Origin of the sequence: Flavobacterium sp. AJR (genome assembly GCF_002156885.1) — a bacterium.
GTDB lineage: Bacteria > Bacteroidota > Bacteroidia > Flavobacteriales > Flavobacteriaceae > Flavobacterium.
The window spans coordinates 1-15,569 of record NZ_NCWQ01000018.1 but is presented as its reverse complement, the minus strand read 5'-3'; the positions used below and the strand labels follow the sequence as shown (position 1 = coordinate 15,569).

Genomic DNA, 15,569 nt, shown 5'->3' with positions numbered 1-15,569 from the left:
TTAATTAAAGTAAATATACTATTTTTGGTCAGCTTTTTCCCGCTTTGCATTACAATACTTTTCAGTAAATTGCTTTTTTCTAAAAAGTAACAGGAGCTTCCGCTGGTCGCTCTGTTCCTTCAAGAAAAAACAACAATTTCCTCTCAAAGTATTTTCATTACACTCGGGGCTAAAACAACTACATTTAAAAACAACAATCATGGAAAAATTCACACTCGAAATCCTATTCCAAATCATCGGGATCGGTTCAGCATCAGGACTTATATATCAAGACAATTCATTATATATCATTGGCGACAATAGTGGTTATTTATACGAATACAACATCGATAATTCCGATTTAAAAAAGCATGAGATAATTACAAATCCAACCGAAAATATCGCAAAAAATCTAAAACCCGATTTTGAATCTATAACACATCATAACGATACCTTGTATATTTTCGGTTCAGGCTCAACCGACCAAAGAAATAAAATGGTCGAATTTGATGTAAAATCAAAAACCAAAATCACTACAAACAACTTAACCGATTTTTATGCCGTAATGCAAAACTTCTCAGGAATAAAACCCGAAGATTTTAATCTGGAAGGATCTATTTTTGATGGAGAAAACTGGTACTTATTCAATCGTGGAAACGGAAAAACCAATAAAAATTCCATATTTACTATACATGCCAAAAGTCTGGGAGATGAATTCAGCCTTATATCTGTAGATTATAAACTACCTAAAATAAAAGGAGTTCGCAGCAGTTTTACCGATGCCATACTTGTAGATAATAAAATTTACTTTTTGGCTACAGCCGAAGATACAGAATCAACTTATGCCGATGGAGAGATATTAGGTAGTTTTATTGGGCAAATAGATTTAAAAACCATGAAAATCGACTACACCAAAAAAATCACTTCAACCAATAAATTTGAAGGACTAACACTTTATAAAAAATCTAACAATCAAATTGAGTTTTTACTTTGCGAAGACAATGATACTGAGCTTTTAGAAACTAAAATTTACAAATTAACCCTAAACAATTAAAATGAACCCTCTTTTAAATCAAAACCTTTTTCTAGTAAAAGAACACGTCGGGATGTTCAAAGCTGCTAATAACTATGACATTTACAATCCCGAAAACAATGAACTAATAATGAATTGCCGAGAAAAAAATCTAGGCTTTTTTACCAAAGTATTACGTTTTACCGATTTTAAAAGAGCAACTCCTTTCGACATCGAAATTGCAACTCCAACTGGAGAAAAAATAATCAATGTAAAACGCGGTGTAGCAATTTTTCGTTCTACAGTAGAAATTTTCGACGAAAAAGAACGCTTAATCGGAACATTCAAGCAAAAATTACTTTCTATTGGAGGGAAATTTGAAATTTTAGACAAAAATGAAAGACCTGTTTGTACACTACAAGGAAAATGGACAGGTTGGGATTTTAAATTTACCAAAGACACAAAAATGCTTGGGCAAGTAAATAAAAAATGGGCTGGAATTGGAAAAGAATTCTTTACTAGTGCCGATAATTATGTACTACAAATAGAAGATTCAGTAGCACAAGACGATAGCGTAAGACAACTTATTCTTGCTGCAGTAATGTGTATTGATATGGTATTAAAAGAATAAAAATCAAAGCTAAATATAGTAAGTCACGAATCTCCATTAAAAAGAAATTCGTGACTTTTTTTTTATTATTTGTTATTTTGATATCCTTCCCTATTCTTCTGTTCAGTCAAAATCTTTTCCAGAAAAGGCGCTGTTTGTTTTTCTATCTCTTCTTTCGAAATCTCCAAAGCCAGCGGATCTTTAACTAATTGTAACCAAGGTTTCTTTCCGTCAAAATCATAAGACCCAAAAACAATTACAGGAGTTCCCTTAACCTTTACATTCTCTTCATCAGCCAATACCCATTGATCAGCCCAATCATAAAGATAACGAGCATCTTTTTCCTGAAGTCTCAAGCAAGAATGTGATGCCGGATATCCTGGTAAAGCATATTGATGAAAACCAACACCTTTCATGTTTTCTATATTAAAATTCCAGCGCAACTCCCACTCATCGTTAAAAGTACTAGTCGTTTTTTCGGCTTTCCAATTGGTATAAAAAAGTCCCGTTGGAGTTGGATCTTTTTTTCTTCCCATATTAGTTTGTCCAGTATAAACTAATTGTCCTTTCTCATAAGCAGCAAATGTTTGCGATGGATACGAAAAGAATATTATCTTATCAATATCTCTCAAATAAGGAACAGTCAACGGAAACGGAAGATAATTCTCGATTTTTTCATTTAAATCTGATGGGACAATAATAGAATCCATTTTAGCAAAATTTGCTTTGTCAGTACGATTAATAGCTGCAAGATTACCTAATTGTGCATCACTTGCTGTATTATCCTTCAGCCAATCTTTTCTGTTCTCGATATGATAAGAAATTGCAGTTGGTTTTTTTCGTATTTCTATTTCTTTAATCTCTGGACTCTCCTTTTTTTTACATGAGAAGGACAGAATTGCTATAGTTAAAATAAGAAGTATCTTTTTCATAATAAATGTGTTTACTACAAATTTGGCTTATTAAATAGAGAAAAGCATTACATAATTTCCCCCATATGTTTCTTTATTTAAAGATACCAATAAAAGAAAAAACGAAAACGTAATAGTATTTTAAAAAACAAAAATGCAGTTAATTTTATATTAAGAATCCCTATTAAAAGCCACTTCCAAAGTTGAAAATAAGTATTTTTGTATGACAAACGATTCAAACAAATTGTACTTTATCGTACATTAAAATAACTAATATGAGTAATCTAAAAAATAAAAATGCCCTAATTACAGGTGCAGGAAAAGGAATAGGAAAAGCTGTTGCTATTGCATTAGCAAAAGAAGGAGTAAATGTGATTTTATTGGCTAGAACTCAAGCTGATATTGATCAGGTTGCTACCGAAATAAATGCTCTTGGAGTAAAATCATTAGCAATAACAGCAGATGTATCCGACATTAACTCTGTAAATAAAGCGGTAGAAAAAGCAATAGCCGAGTTTAAAAACATTGATATTTTAATTAATAATGCAGGAATTGCTGCTTTTGGTAATTTCTTAGAATTAGAGCCAGCAGCTTGGGAAAGAATCATTCAGGTAAACTTAATGGGTACCTATTATGTTACTCGTGCGGTTTTACCAAATATGATTGAAAACCAAACAGGAGACATTATCAATATCTCGTCGACTGCAGGATTAAACGGAAATGCATTAACAAGTGCTTATAGCGCTTCTAAATTTGCAGTTCTTGGACTAACAGATTCTTTAATGCAAGAAATGAGAAAACATAATATCCGAGTTACTGCTTTAACCCCAAGTACTGTAGCTACCGATATGGCAAAAGACTTAAAGCTAACAGATGGTAATCCTGAAAAAGTAATGCAATCTGAAGATATCGCAGAACTAATCATTGCTCAACTTAAATTAAACCGTAGAGTTTTTATAAAAAACAGCAGTATTTGGTCTACAAATCCTTAATCAGACCTAACTATTATATACAACAAAACCCCTTGCAAAAGGGGTTTTGTTATTTTATAGAATTTCTATTTTCGTTTATATAAATTTCGACTCCCCTCAATTAGACAAATAAGTTACAATTCATACTTCTAGAATCTCGTAAGTCTTACCTCTTGCTTCTCCTCAGTCTTTTCTCTCTTTTAAGCTTCTGCTAATTTATTTACAAACTCTAATCGTACACTACCATCTTCATCAATCGTAGTCAGATTTATTTCATGTAGCGTATTTACTAATTCAGGATTCCAAGGCGTTTTTACTTTTACGTAATTCTCGGTAAATCCATGAATGTACCCTTCTTTATTTTCACTTTCAAAAAGCACCGTTTTATTAGCCCCTAATTGACTTTCGTAAAAAGCACGACGTTTTTTGACAGATAATCCACGTAACATTTTGCTACGTTTTGAGCGCACATTTGCAGGAACAACTCCAGCCATATTTACAGCCTCAGTATTATCACGTTCAGAATAAGTAAAAACGTGTAAATAAGATATATCCATTTCATTCAGGAAATGATACGTCTCAAGGAAATGTTCATCAGTCTCTCCAGGAAATCCAACAATTACATCAACACCTATACAAGCATGCGGCATAACTTCACGAATTTTATTCACTCGTTCCGTATATACTTCACGAAGGTAACGACGCTTCATTAATTTTAAAATATCATTACTTCCTGATTGCAACGGAATATGAAAATGAGGAACAAAAGTTCTACTTTTAGATACAAATTCAATTGTTTCATTCTTAAGTAAGTTTGGTTCAATCGAAGAGATTCTCAAACGCTCAATTCCTTCTACTTTATCCAAAGCCTGAACTAAATCCAGAAAAGTATGTTCGTGTTTTTTATTTCCGAATTCTCCTTTTCCGTAATCACCAATATTAACTCCAGTCAGAACAATTTCTTTGATGTTTTGAGATGATATTTCTTTGGCATTTTGCAATACGTTTTCCAAAGCATCACTACGAGAAATTCCTCTTGCAAGTGGGATTGTGCAATAAGTACATTTGTAATCGCAACCATCTTGTACTTTTAAGAAAGCACGGGTTCTATCACCAATCGAGTAACTTCCTACATAAAAATCAGCTTCAGATATTTCGCAAGAATGAACTTCGCCCATATCGTTTTTGCTCAAATCATTGATATAATCTGTGATTTTAAACTTCTCGGTTGCTCCCAGAACCAAATCAACACCATCTACCGATGCTAATTCTTCTGGTTTAAGCTGCGCATAACAACCTACAGCAGCAACAAACGCTTTATCATTAAGTTTCATCGCCTTTTTTACAACCTGCTTAAACTGCTTATCGGCATTATCAGTAACCGAACAGGTGTTGATTACATATATATCAGCAACATCTTCAAAATCGACACGATCGAAACCTTCATCTTGAAAATTTCTAGCAATTGTAGATGTTTCTGAAAAATTCAGTTTACATCCAAGCGTATAAAAAGCAACTTTTTTTCTATTTTCCATGGCAATAAACTACGTTTTAAGTAGTATTTATTATAATTTATCTCTTTATAAAAGAGTTTGCAAATTTACGTACAATATTCTTCAAAACGAAATCAATAATTAGCTATATATCAATATTTTGCCTTGCACTAACATTTACTTCCTTCAAAAAATACTTAAAAACCAACATTCATTTCGCTTTTAACCAAAAACGAAACCTAAATTTCATAAAAACCGAAGGAAAAGTGTCATTTTGACTCAATGAAATCTTCATTTACAAAAAAAACTATAAAAAGAAGTCTCAAAAAGAACATAAAAAGCATTTAAACTACAGACAAATCCTATTTTTATACATCTCAAATATTTTTTTTGATGCTATTATCTGCAAATAAAATCCCCCCAATTAAATGGTTATTAACAAGATGCGGGCATTTTAAAAAAATGATTTAAAAAACTAAAGTTTTCCTATTATACGCTTTGTTCGCGTAAATATTCGCCTTAAATTCACACCACGAAAAATGTGGTAAAAACAATACTATTTAACAATAATTGGCGTTAACTATTTTTCATAAAGTTGTTGCAATTCTTTATTCAACAAAAAAACATAAATGGGCAAGCCGAAAACCATACAGAGTAGGTATTTAAATTAATTTAAAAAATAAAATGAAAGCATTTTTCCCCACAATCTTATTAATGCTATTAACTATTTTTGGAGCACAAGCACAAACTGCGAGTACGACTACAAATCCATTTCCTTCTATTGCTACACTTACTTCTTGGGCGAGTTATAATTCTCAATCAAAATTTGATATCGAAATCCGTAGTATCGGATTTAAATTTGAAGTAAAATCTGTTGAAGAAGGTTCTACTGCTTTTACCTACATCAGAAAAGTAACCGTAAACGACATTTCTTATACAGACAGAATCGTTTACAGAATTGCAAATGGTAATACAGCAAGTATCATCTCATTAGTAACTGCTTCGACAGATTTAGTGTCTTTATACACACCACAATTGTCTACCTACAAAAGCAACAACTGTAAAACAGAAATGTCTAAAGATAAAAATACAACTTGTACTTGTTATGAGAATGCTAATTACTCTATTGATGTTTGCGACGAACGTGTGAAACTTACAATGGGAGATGGAAATAAATATTTTATTTCTGTAGCTAAAAAATAAGTCTAAAATTACTTAAGATACCGTTATCTTGTAACGGAACTGTGTCACCCAAATCTTTACATACTAAAACAATCGGCAAAAGTTTGTAAAGATATGGGAACATAATTTTAAAAAAAAATGTCTAAAGATTTGGGTTCTTTAGTTCATACCAAACTTCCTCTTCATCATCAAGTACAAAAGAGTTCACATACTTTAATCCTAATTTTTCTAAGATACTTCTTGAACCACTATTATCTGCATCTGCGTAAGCATAAATCGCTTCGACTTTCATGTCATTAAAAGCATAATCTATAAAAGCTTTTCCAGATTCAGTAGCATAACCTTTTCCCCAATGTTCTTCAATAAAGCGATATCCTATTTCGTAGAAATCTTTATGACCATTGATAGTATCAGTAATAAATTTTATTCCTGACCAACCTATAAAAGTATTAGTTTCTTTAAGAACTACAGCCCAACGACCTGTTCCAAAATCTTTGTATTGTTGGTGTACAAAATCAATATAAGCACGACTTTCATCAATATGAGTCACTGGCTTTTTCCCTACATATCTATGTACATTTGGGTTAGAATCCAGTTCAAACATTCCTCTATCATCTGTAGAAAGGAATTCTCTTAACAATAATCGTTCTGTCTCAATTGATTTTTTCATCTGAATCTAGTTTAAAATATAGCGTTGCACTACTTCTGCAACACCATTATTATTATTTGATGCTACAATAACATCTGCTCTATCTCGCAATTCGGGCGTAACATTATCTACCCAAACTCCTAAACCTGCATATTCTATCATCGATAAATCATTACCTGCATTTCCTACAGCAATAATCTCACTCTGATTAATATTTAACTTCGCTGCCAAAAGTTTTAAACTTGCAGCTTTATCTATTCCGTTTTGAGCTACTTCTAAGAAAAAAGGCTTAGACATTGCTACACTCAAATGAGGCATTTCAGCTTTTAAATCAGCCTCAAGTCCTTTTAAATAACTTGGCTCTTCAAGCAAAATACATTTCACAGCAGCGGTAGTAACAGCTTCTTTAAAGCTTGCTACTTTATGGTGTTTTAAACCAGTAATAGTCTTTTCTATTTCTATAAATTCTGAGTCAGTTTCACTGATAATCTCATTATTTAAATAGGTAATAATATGTGTTTTGTTCTTTAAACTGTAATCATATAATTCGTGAATTTGTTCTTTTGACAAAGTTTGTTCAAAAAGAACTTCATCATCTTTTACATTGCTAATAACAGCTCCATTAAACGAAATCATGTACGAATTATTTAAATCTAATTCTAGTTCTTTTGCAAAAGCAGTCATTGCTGAAGTTGGTCTTCCTGAAGCTAAAACTACATAAACTCCCTTTGCCTGAGCTTTAAGGAGCATTTCTTTATTAATATCCGATATTTTATGGTCATCGGTCAACAAGGTATCATCCATGTCTAAAACCAGCATTTTATATTGCATTTTTTTTTAGTTTTCAGTAATAGATTCAGTCTTCAGTTTTCAGTTACAGTTTTCAGTACTTACTGAAACTAAAAACTGTGACTTTAAGTTCACTGTGATTACTGAGACTGTAAACTGAGACTAATTACTTAAATTAAAGACTCATTCTGAAATCTTCAATAATAGGATTTGCTTTTGCAAAATCAGTCTCTTGAATAAATACCTCAACAGCCAAATCTGTATTTCCAAAACCACCTAAACGAGCCGATTGGATATTGTTTTTAATTACTGTATCTACTTGCGCCTCTTCTAATTTTTGTTGTAACGCTTGCGCTAAAATCTCACTTCCCGAAAACACTTTCATTAATCCCATATCCTTCTATTTTAATAATATTGTTTTTAATTGATTTTGAAAATCTTCATTTTCATTTATTCCAGTATGATTCTGTCCTTTTAAAACATAAAGATACCCATTCGATTTTAATATTTTACTTAATCTAACCGAATTAGAAAAAGGAATCAACTGATCTTGATCTCCATGAAAAATATAAATTGGCGTCTTTATTTTGGCTAAATAATCATGTGTTTCAAAATTAAATTTTTTCATAAAATCAGGAAAAAATGGAACTTTACTACCTGCCAATTCTGTAAAACTATAATAGGGAGCCTGAAGAATCAATGCTTTAGGCTTATTATTTGATGCCAAAATCGTCGCAAGACCACTTCCTATTGAATAGCCAGCAATGATGATTTTGTTTTCACTATATCTCTCACATAGTTTTTTATAAACTACCGAAATATCTTTGTTTAATTGATCTTCATCATCAATCTTTCCTCCGCTTTTTCCAAAACTTCTATAGTCTAAGATAAAGATATCATATCCCAAACTCGTATAAACATTTGCTATACTTCCCCACGTATCCAGAGTACCTGCGTTTCCGTGAAGATAAAAAATCAATCCTTTTGGACTTTCAGTTTTAAATAACAAACCATTCAAATTTACACCGTCAAAAGAACGAATATTGAGTTCTTCAAAATTTTGTTGGTATTCAAATTTAAAATTCTCAGGGAGTTTGGAATTTTGAAAAACCATACCTGCCTGATTAAAATAAATATATGAAACAACAGACAAATAAACAATAAACAGCAATCCTAAAACTATTACAATCAAAAATCTAAGTGTTTTAAAAATTTCCATTTATTATACATCCTCTTATTTTTAATCTAGTCTATTCTTCAATATCCTCTTCTTCGTCCTCATCCTCATCGTCCTCATCGATTTCGAATAAATAAGGCTCAAGTAACATTTTATCTGCCAAAATATCAATACTTTCTGTCAGTTGTTCTGCAAAAATAATACGCTGTGTTTTAGTAATACTATTAGAAATACGCATGATTTTAGTTTCATGACGTAATTTCAAAATTGGGTTTGCATCATCCAGGATAAACATCTTCAAACGGTTTACATTATATCCCGCAGTAGTAAACATATCGCTTAGTTTATTTGGTGTTCCAATTAAAACATCAACTCCTGTTGAGATATAGTTTTTATCATAATCCATATCGCCTTTGTCATGCACACCATAAACCTCAAGATCACTATACTTACCGTATTTCTCAAAAAGTTCTTCCATTTCCAACACCTTTGCTTTATCTTCTACGATAATCAAAGCACGAGGAGATTCTTCATTTTTACCTGTCAATTGCTGAATAACATTTAGAACAATTGTTGTAGATTTTCCACTTCCTTTTGGAGCAACAATAATACAATCTGCACCACTTTTTAGCGTAGAAAAAGTTTCTTGTTGTAATGTATTAGCTTCGGTTAAACCGTTTGCGATTAACGCCTCCTGTAACTTTTCGTTTATTTTTTTTAGTTTCATCTTTTTAATGCTTTAAGCTTTAAGCTAAATGCTTCAAGCAAAAATTATTTATAATAATATTAATAGCTTAAAGCATTTAGCTTAAAGCCTATTGCGCGAAGCATCTATTTACTTGCGAACATCTTTACATCTGTTTCCGAAATTTCGCTTCCTCCTAATATAATAAGGCGTTCTACAACATTTCGTAACTCCCTGATGTTTCCTGTCCAATCATATTCTTGCAAAAGTTTTATCGCTTGAGGCGAAAATATCTTCACCGTATTTCCTTGTTCTGAAGCTATTTTTTCAGCAAAATGAGAAATCAAAGCCGGAATATCTTCTCTCCTGTCATTTAATGGCGGAACTTTAATCAAGATCACTGCCAGACGGTGGTATAAATCTTCACGGAAACGACCTTCGGCAATTTCTGTTTTTAAATCTTTATTGGTCGCAGCAACTACTCGAACATCTACTTTTATATCTTTCTCTGCACCTACTCTTGTAATCATACTTTCTTGTAAAGCACGTAACACTTTGGCTTGAGCCGAAAGACTCATATCTCCAATTTCATCCAGGAAGATTGTTCCTTTATCTGCAGCTTCAAATTTTCCTGCTCTATCTTTAACCGCCGATGTAAAAGCTCCTTTTACGTGACCAAACAATTCACTTTCGATTAACTCGCTCGGAATTGCAGCACAGTTTACTTCAATTAAAGGGAAATTAGAACGTGCACTTTTTTCATGCAATTGGTGTGCTACCAGTTCTTTTCCTGTTCCGTTAGGTCCAGTAATCAAAACTCTGGCTTCCGTTTCGGCTACCTTTTCAATCATAATTTTAATATGACTTATAGCCTCACTATCACCAATCATTTCGTAATTCTTACTTACTTTTTTCTTTAAAATCTTATTTTCTACAACAAGTTTTTTTCTGTCTAAAGCATTACGAACTGTATTTAATAAACGGTTTAAATCTGGTGGTTTTGATATGTAATCAAAAGCTCCAAGACGCATCGTATGAATTGCCGTTTCCATATCGCCATGACCTGATATCATAACCATCGGAATCTCAGGTTTGATTTTTTTTACTTCTTCTAATACCTCAACACCATCCATCTTTGGCATTTTGATATCGCACAAAACCAAATCGTAATCGTTGTTTTTTATCTTTTCAAGACCCGAAACACCATCTTCTGCCTCCTCAACCTGATAGCTATCATTCTCTTCTGATAAAATCTTGGTAAGTACTCTACGAATAGCTGCTTCGTCTTCTATAATTAATATTTTACTCATTTCTTTTGAGGTTCTAAGTTGCAAAGGCCCAAAGGTACAAAGTTTAAAATCTTTGTCGCTTTATAACCTTACAGCTTTATTATTATTTTAATATTAACCGCAAAGGTTAAAAAAGAACAAAGGCACAAAGTCTAAAAACCTTTGTCCCTTTGTTGCTCTGTATCTTTTTTTGAGGTTCTAAGTTGCAAAGGTTCAAAGGTACAAAGTTTAAAATCTTTGTCGCTTCTTACCTTTGAACCTTTGTTATTATATTTTTTTTTATGCCTTTTGTGTAATTCCTATAGATAGTTTAACTTCAAACGTTCAAAAACCTTTGCGTCTTTGCAACTCTGAACCTTTATAACTAATACTTCAGCCATTTATATAATTCCTTCCATGTTGGTTTCTTACCATACATTAATATTCCTACTCGGTATATTTTGGCAGCAAACCAAACTACTGCAAAAAATGAAGCTAACAATAAAGTTACGGAAATAAGTATTTGCCACCAAGGCACTCCAAACGGAAGTCGCATTAACATTACAATTGGTGAAGTAAGTGGAATCATAGAAAACACTACTGCAACTGTTCCGTGTGGGTCATTTACAACAGTAAAGAAACCTATGTAAACACTCAAAATCAATGGCATAATGATAGGCAAAAGAAATTGTTGTGAGTCGGTTTGGTTATCAACCGCCGCTCCAATAGCTGCATAAAACGAGCTATATAAAAAATACCCACCTATAAAATAAACCACAAACCCAATTAGAATGCTTGCAATTGGCAAACTCCATAATTCATTAATATACATTTGAGCTGTACCTACAAGTTCTTTTTGTGCAGTAGCCATTAACTCTGGCGGAATCTTAGCCGTTGGCCCAACATTTACACCAAAAAATGCCGATGCTGCAAACATTAGAGCAAATCCTATTACAGCCCAAATTAAAAACTGTAACAATCCTGCCAATGAAGTTCCGATTATCTTACCCATCATCAACTGAAAAGGTTTTACCGATGAGATAATAATTTCGATGATTCTATTGGTTTTTTCTTCGATTACACTTCGCATAACCATATTACCATAAATAACAATAAACATCATTATTAAGTAACCAAAAGAACCTCCAATTGCGATTTTTATTTCGTTAAGTCCTTTTAAACTCTCTTCTCCCGATGCTTTTGCGAGATGGATATTTACATTTGCCTGTGCATTTTTTATTGCTAATGTATCTAAATTTGCTTCTTGAAAATTAATTCTCGTAATCTCGTCGGCAATTGTATTTTGTGTGTTTTCGATAAAAGAAATACTCGGACTATTATTTGATATAAATTCTATTTTACTTTCTAAATCCTTTATTTTATCAGTTTTAGGAATCAAAAGCAATCCGTCTAAACTTTCTTTAGCAATACTATCTTTTAGCGATTGCAAAGGCATTTTGGATAAATCAAGATATCTAAACTCGACATTTTTTGCATTTTGCTTGGTAAATTCCGAAGCAAACAAACCCGTTTCGTCATAAATTGCAATACGTTTCGTATCGGCTTTCATAGAACTTAAATATCCGATAAAAGCAGCTATTGCAACAAACAATAACGGACTTAAAAAAGTCATTACGATAAAAGACTTATTACGGACTTTAGAAATAAATTCTCTTTTTATAATTAATGATATAATACTCATTTTTTATTTTAGATTGTTAGATTTTTAGACTGCTTAGACTTCTTAGACTTTCTTAAACTTGTTAGATTTTGAGATCAGTCTAAGTAGTCTAACGATCTATTTCGTTACTGTTTGAATAAAAATATCATTTACACTTGGAATTTTCTCAACAAAATGAGTCACTTGTCCGCGTTGTGTTAATACATTCAATAGTTCATTTGGAGTTGCGTTTCCTATCTGAATTTCCAGTTTTAGTTCGTCACCCAATGATTTAAAATGTGCTGGTAAAACGGTAAACTTTTGCGAAATATCATACATCAATCCTTCGATATTGTTTGTTAATATTCCAACTTCAAAACTATTTGTTTTAAATTGTCTTTTTACATCAATCAGTTTGCCTTCTATCAGTTTATTCGATTTATGAATCAAAGCAATATGATCACAAAGTTCTTCAACACTTTCCATTCGGTGTGTCGAAAAAATAATAGTCGAACCTTGTTCTTTTAATGCCAAAATTTCATCTTTTATGACATTGGCATTAACTGGGTCAAAACCAGAAAATGGCTCATCAAAAATTAACAATTTTGGTTTATGCAATACACAAACCACAAACTGAATTTTCTGTGCCATTCCTTTTGATAATTCCTGAACTTTCTTGTTCCACCAACCCTGAATTTCTAATCTGTCAAACCAATATTCTAATTGTTTCTTAGCTTCGGCTTTAGACAATCCTTTCATCTGAGCCAGATACAAACATTGCTCTCCTACTTTCATAGAACTATACAATCCTCTTTCTTCAGGAAGATATCCGATATGTTGAACGTGTTTAGGCTGTAATTTCTCACCATCAAGAATCACTTCCCCACTATCTGGATAAGTAATCTGATTTATAATTCTTATTAATGATGTTTTCCCAGCTCCATTAGGACCTAATAATCCGTAAATACTGCCTTTTGGAACATTTAATGAAACTTCGTTAAGCGCAACATAATCACCGTATTGTTTTACGACATTATGTACTTCGAGTAAGTTGCTCATGCTTTTTTTTTGGGTTTACTACGTCTACTTGACTACTCGACCTTTTTGGTTTCGCGTGTGTAAAAGTAAATAATTAGTAGCGAAAACTTCGTATTGTTACAAAAAAAACCCATCCTAAATAAAGTTAAGATGGGTTTGTAAATTAATTATAACGTTTTATAAAAGATAAGATGTGTTTATGAAAACATATCTTTTACTTTTTCAAAAAATGATTTATCCGTTTTCTCAGGACTTGGAATAAAATGGTCATCTGTTAAAGCATTTTCAAAAAATTGTTTTTGATCTTTGCTCAATGTTTTTGGTGTCCAAACATTCACATGAACCAATAAATCTCCATTTCCGTATCCATTGATACTTGGAATTCCTTTTCCTTTTAATCTTAAGATTTTTCCAGATTGAATTCCTTCTTCTAATTTAATTCTCACTTTTCCGTTAATTGCTTCAATATCTTTAGAGATACCTAAAACAGCTTCTGGAAAGCTTATGTATAAATCGTAATGTAAATTTTCGCCTTCACGTTTCAAGAATTCGTGCTCTAGTTCTTCAATTGCAACAATTAAATCACCTGGAACACTGTTTCCTGGAGCATCGTTTCCTTTGCCAGAAACTTTAAGCTGCATTCCATCAACAACTCCTGCAGGAATTTTGATTGATACAGTTTCATCTTCCTGAACCATACCTTGTGAATCTGCATTGCTAGGTTTTTTATCTAAAATCTGACCAGAACCTCCACAAGTTGGACAAGTCGAAGCTGATTGCATTCTACCTAAAATAGTATTAGTCACACGCATTACCTGCCCTTGACCGTTACATGTAGAACATGTTTTATAAGTAACCCCTTTGGCTTGAACCTTACGTTTTACTTTTACTTTTTTCTCAACACCATTTGCAACCTCTTCTAAAGTTAATTTAACTTTAATTCTAAGATTACTTCCTTTAGTACGACGAGGGCCTCCGCCTCCACCGCCTCCGAAACCACCAAATCCGCCTCCGAAGATGTCGCCAAACTGACTGAATATGTCATCCATATTCATGCCACCATGACCACCACCTCCAAAACCACCTGAACCATCAAAGGCTTGGTGACCGTATTGATCGTATTTGGCTTTTTTATTAGGGTCGCTTAAAACTTCATACGCTTCTGCAGCCAATTTGAAGTTCTCTTCTGCCTGTTTGTCGTCTGGATTTTTATCCGGATGATATTTCAACGCACATTTACGGTACGCTTTTTTGATCTCGGCAGCATCCGCATTTTTTGAAATGCCTAATATTTCGTAAAAATCTTTTTTCATAATTGTTTAAATTCCAAAAAAACAAAACCCAATAAATAACTCAATTCTGAAGACTCAAAACTATTTATTTGGGATTTGGGAGTTATAATTTGACATTTTAGTTTCCTACAACAACTTTAGGGAAACGAATAATTTTGTCTCCTAATTTGTATCCTTTTTCTATAACATCAACGATTTTACCTTTCAATTTATCAGAAGGTGCTGGAATTTGAGTAATAGCTTCAGCATAATCAGCATTAAATGCATCTCCTGCTCTCACTTCAATTTGCTCTAAACCTTTAGCAACCAATGTGCCTTTAAGTTTTTCGTGAATTAACTCAACTCCTTTAGTCAATGTTTCATTTTCAGATTTGTTGATCTCAACCATTGCTCTGTCAAAATCATCTAATACTGGAAGCATTGCCAATAATACCTCTTGATTAGCCGTTTTAAACAAATCTATTCTTTCTTTTGAAGTTCTTTTTTTGTAATTTTCAAACTCAGCAAACAAACGTAAAAATTTATCTTTTTCTTTTGCTAAGTCTTGAGCTAGTTGTTCTTCTACACTTAATTCCTCAATAATAATCTGTTCGCCATTGGCATTATTCTCTAACGTTACGTCATCTATTTCTTGATCGATTTCTGTATTTTCCGTAGTCATATTACTTTTATTTTTAAAAATATTCTTAAACTTCATTTTTTATTCTTTTCTATGGATTGCAAAAGTACTGCCAAACCTTATAAAATGTCAAATTGTCATCTTTTGACAAATTCTTACTCTATCAAGTCTTTAGGCAATGTATCTAAAACTATCATATTCTCAAAAAAATTAGTATAATTTTAAGATAATTGC

The 15,569-nt window shown here is 32.4% G+C and carries 16 protein-coding genes; 4 read left to right on the top strand and 12 right to left on the bottom strand.

Annotation, left to right across the window (positions count from 1 at the left end; all coding sequences use genetic code 11):
- The first annotated feature begins 199 nt into the window (after window positions 1-199).
- Both B8T70_RS06320 and B8T70_RS06315 read left to right on the top strand, forming a co-directional pair.
- Complete coding sequence (locus B8T70_RS06320) at window positions 200-1,033, top strand: hypothetical protein (RefSeq protein WP_086894298.1); 834 nt, start codon at window positions 200-202, stop codon at window positions 1,031-1,033.
- A gap of 1 nt (window position 1,034) precedes the next feature.
- A complete protein-coding gene (locus B8T70_RS06315) occupies window positions 1,035-1,622 on the top strand; it encodes a phospholipid scramblase-related protein (protein ID WP_039111280.1) in 588 nt (195 codons plus the stop codon).
- Between the two features lie 65 nt (window positions 1,623-1,687).
- On the opposite strand, the gene B8T70_RS06310 is transcribed toward B8T70_RS06315, so the two are convergent.
- A complete protein-coding gene (locus tag B8T70_RS06310; protein ID WP_086894297.1) occupies window positions 1,688-2,533 on the bottom strand; it encodes a L,D-transpeptidase in 846 nt (281 codons plus the stop codon).
- Between the two features lie 254 nt (window positions 2,534-2,787).
- Between B8T70_RS06310 and B8T70_RS06305 the strand changes: the two genes are divergently transcribed.
- Window positions 2,788-3,504, top strand: coding sequence for a 3-ketoacyl-ACP reductase (locus B8T70_RS06305; RefSeq protein ID WP_039117663.1), 717 nt, complete (start codon window positions 2,788-2,790; stop codon window positions 3,502-3,504).
- A gap of 179 nt (window positions 3,505-3,683) precedes the next feature.
- Here the strand turns inward: B8T70_RS06305 and mtaB are convergent, their stop codons facing one another.
- Entirely contained in the window at window positions 3,684-5,018 is a 1,335-nt protein-coding gene (gene mtaB / locus B8T70_RS06300; protein WP_039111284.1) for a tRNA (N(6)-L-threonylcarbamoyladenosine(37)-C(2))-methylthiotransferase MtaB, read from the bottom strand.
- Window positions 5,019-5,660: 642 nt separating this feature from the next.
- On the opposite strand from mtaB, the gene B8T70_RS06295 reads away from it, so the two are divergent.
- Window positions 5,661-6,179, top strand: coding sequence for a hypothetical protein (locus B8T70_RS06295; protein ID WP_086894296.1), 519 nt, complete (start codon window positions 5,661-5,663; stop codon window positions 6,177-6,179).
- A gap of 121 nt (window positions 6,180-6,300) precedes the next feature.
- On the opposite strand, the gene B8T70_RS06290 is transcribed toward B8T70_RS06295, so the two are convergent.
- The 10 genes from B8T70_RS06290 to B8T70_RS06245 all read right to left on the bottom strand — a co-directional run bounded on the left by B8T70_RS06290 (window position 6,301) and on the right by B8T70_RS06245 (window position 15,413).
- Window positions 6,301-6,828, bottom strand: a complete 528-nt coding sequence (locus B8T70_RS06290) for a GNAT family N-acetyltransferase (RefSeq protein ID WP_086894295.1) — start codon at window positions 6,826-6,828, stop codon at window positions 6,301-6,303.
- Between the two features lie 6 nt (window positions 6,829-6,834).
- On the bottom strand, window positions 6,835-7,638 hold the full coding sequence (locus B8T70_RS06285) for a Cof-type HAD-IIB family hydrolase (protein WP_086894294.1): 804 nt from the start codon (window positions 7,636-7,638) through the stop codon (window positions 6,835-6,837).
- Window positions 7,639-7,771: 133 nt separating this feature from the next.
- Entirely contained in the window at window positions 7,772-7,990 is a 219-nt protein-coding gene (locus B8T70_RS06280) for a putative signal transducing protein (protein WP_035622589.1), read from the bottom strand.
- Window positions 7,991-7,996: 6 nt separating this feature from the next.
- Window positions 7,997-8,788 (bottom strand): alpha/beta hydrolase, encoded by a 792-nt coding sequence (locus B8T70_RS06275; RefSeq protein ID WP_242667432.1) that lies wholly within the window; start codon window positions 8,786-8,788, stop codon window positions 7,997-7,999.
- A gap of 58 nt (window positions 8,789-8,846) precedes the next feature.
- The gene (locus B8T70_RS06270) at window positions 8,847-9,500 is read right to left on the bottom strand and encodes a DEAD/DEAH box helicase (protein ID WP_039111290.1); all 654 of its coding nucleotides are present in this window, start codon (window positions 9,498-9,500) and stop codon (window positions 8,847-8,849) included.
- A gap of 104 nt (window positions 9,501-9,604) precedes the next feature.
- Window positions 9,605-10,768: a sigma-54 dependent transcriptional regulator gene (locus tag B8T70_RS06265; RefSeq protein ID WP_039111292.1), complete on the bottom strand. Its 1,164-nt coding sequence runs from the start codon at window positions 10,766-10,768 to the stop codon at window positions 9,605-9,607.
- 343 nt (window positions 10,769-11,111) lie between these two features.
- Window positions 11,112-12,428: an ABC transporter permease gene (locus B8T70_RS06260; protein ID WP_039117659.1), complete on the bottom strand. Its 1,317-nt coding sequence runs from the start codon at window positions 12,426-12,428 to the stop codon at window positions 11,112-11,114.
- A 96-nt stretch (window positions 12,429-12,524) separates the two neighbouring features.
- On the bottom strand, window positions 12,525-13,445 hold the full coding sequence (locus B8T70_RS06255) for an ABC transporter ATP-binding protein (protein ID WP_039117658.1): 921 nt from the start codon (window positions 13,443-13,445) through the stop codon (window positions 12,525-12,527).
- A 176-nt stretch (window positions 13,446-13,621) separates the two neighbouring features.
- Entirely contained in the window at window positions 13,622-14,737 is a 1,116-nt protein-coding gene (dnaJ, locus tag B8T70_RS06250) for a molecular chaperone DnaJ (protein WP_039111295.1), read from the bottom strand.
- A gap of 97 nt (window positions 14,738-14,834) precedes the next feature.
- Window positions 14,835-15,413: a nucleotide exchange factor GrpE gene (locus tag B8T70_RS06245; RefSeq protein WP_039111297.1), complete on the bottom strand. Its 579-nt coding sequence runs from the start codon at window positions 15,411-15,413 to the stop codon at window positions 14,835-14,837.
- Window positions 15,414-15,569 lie beyond the last annotated feature (156 nt).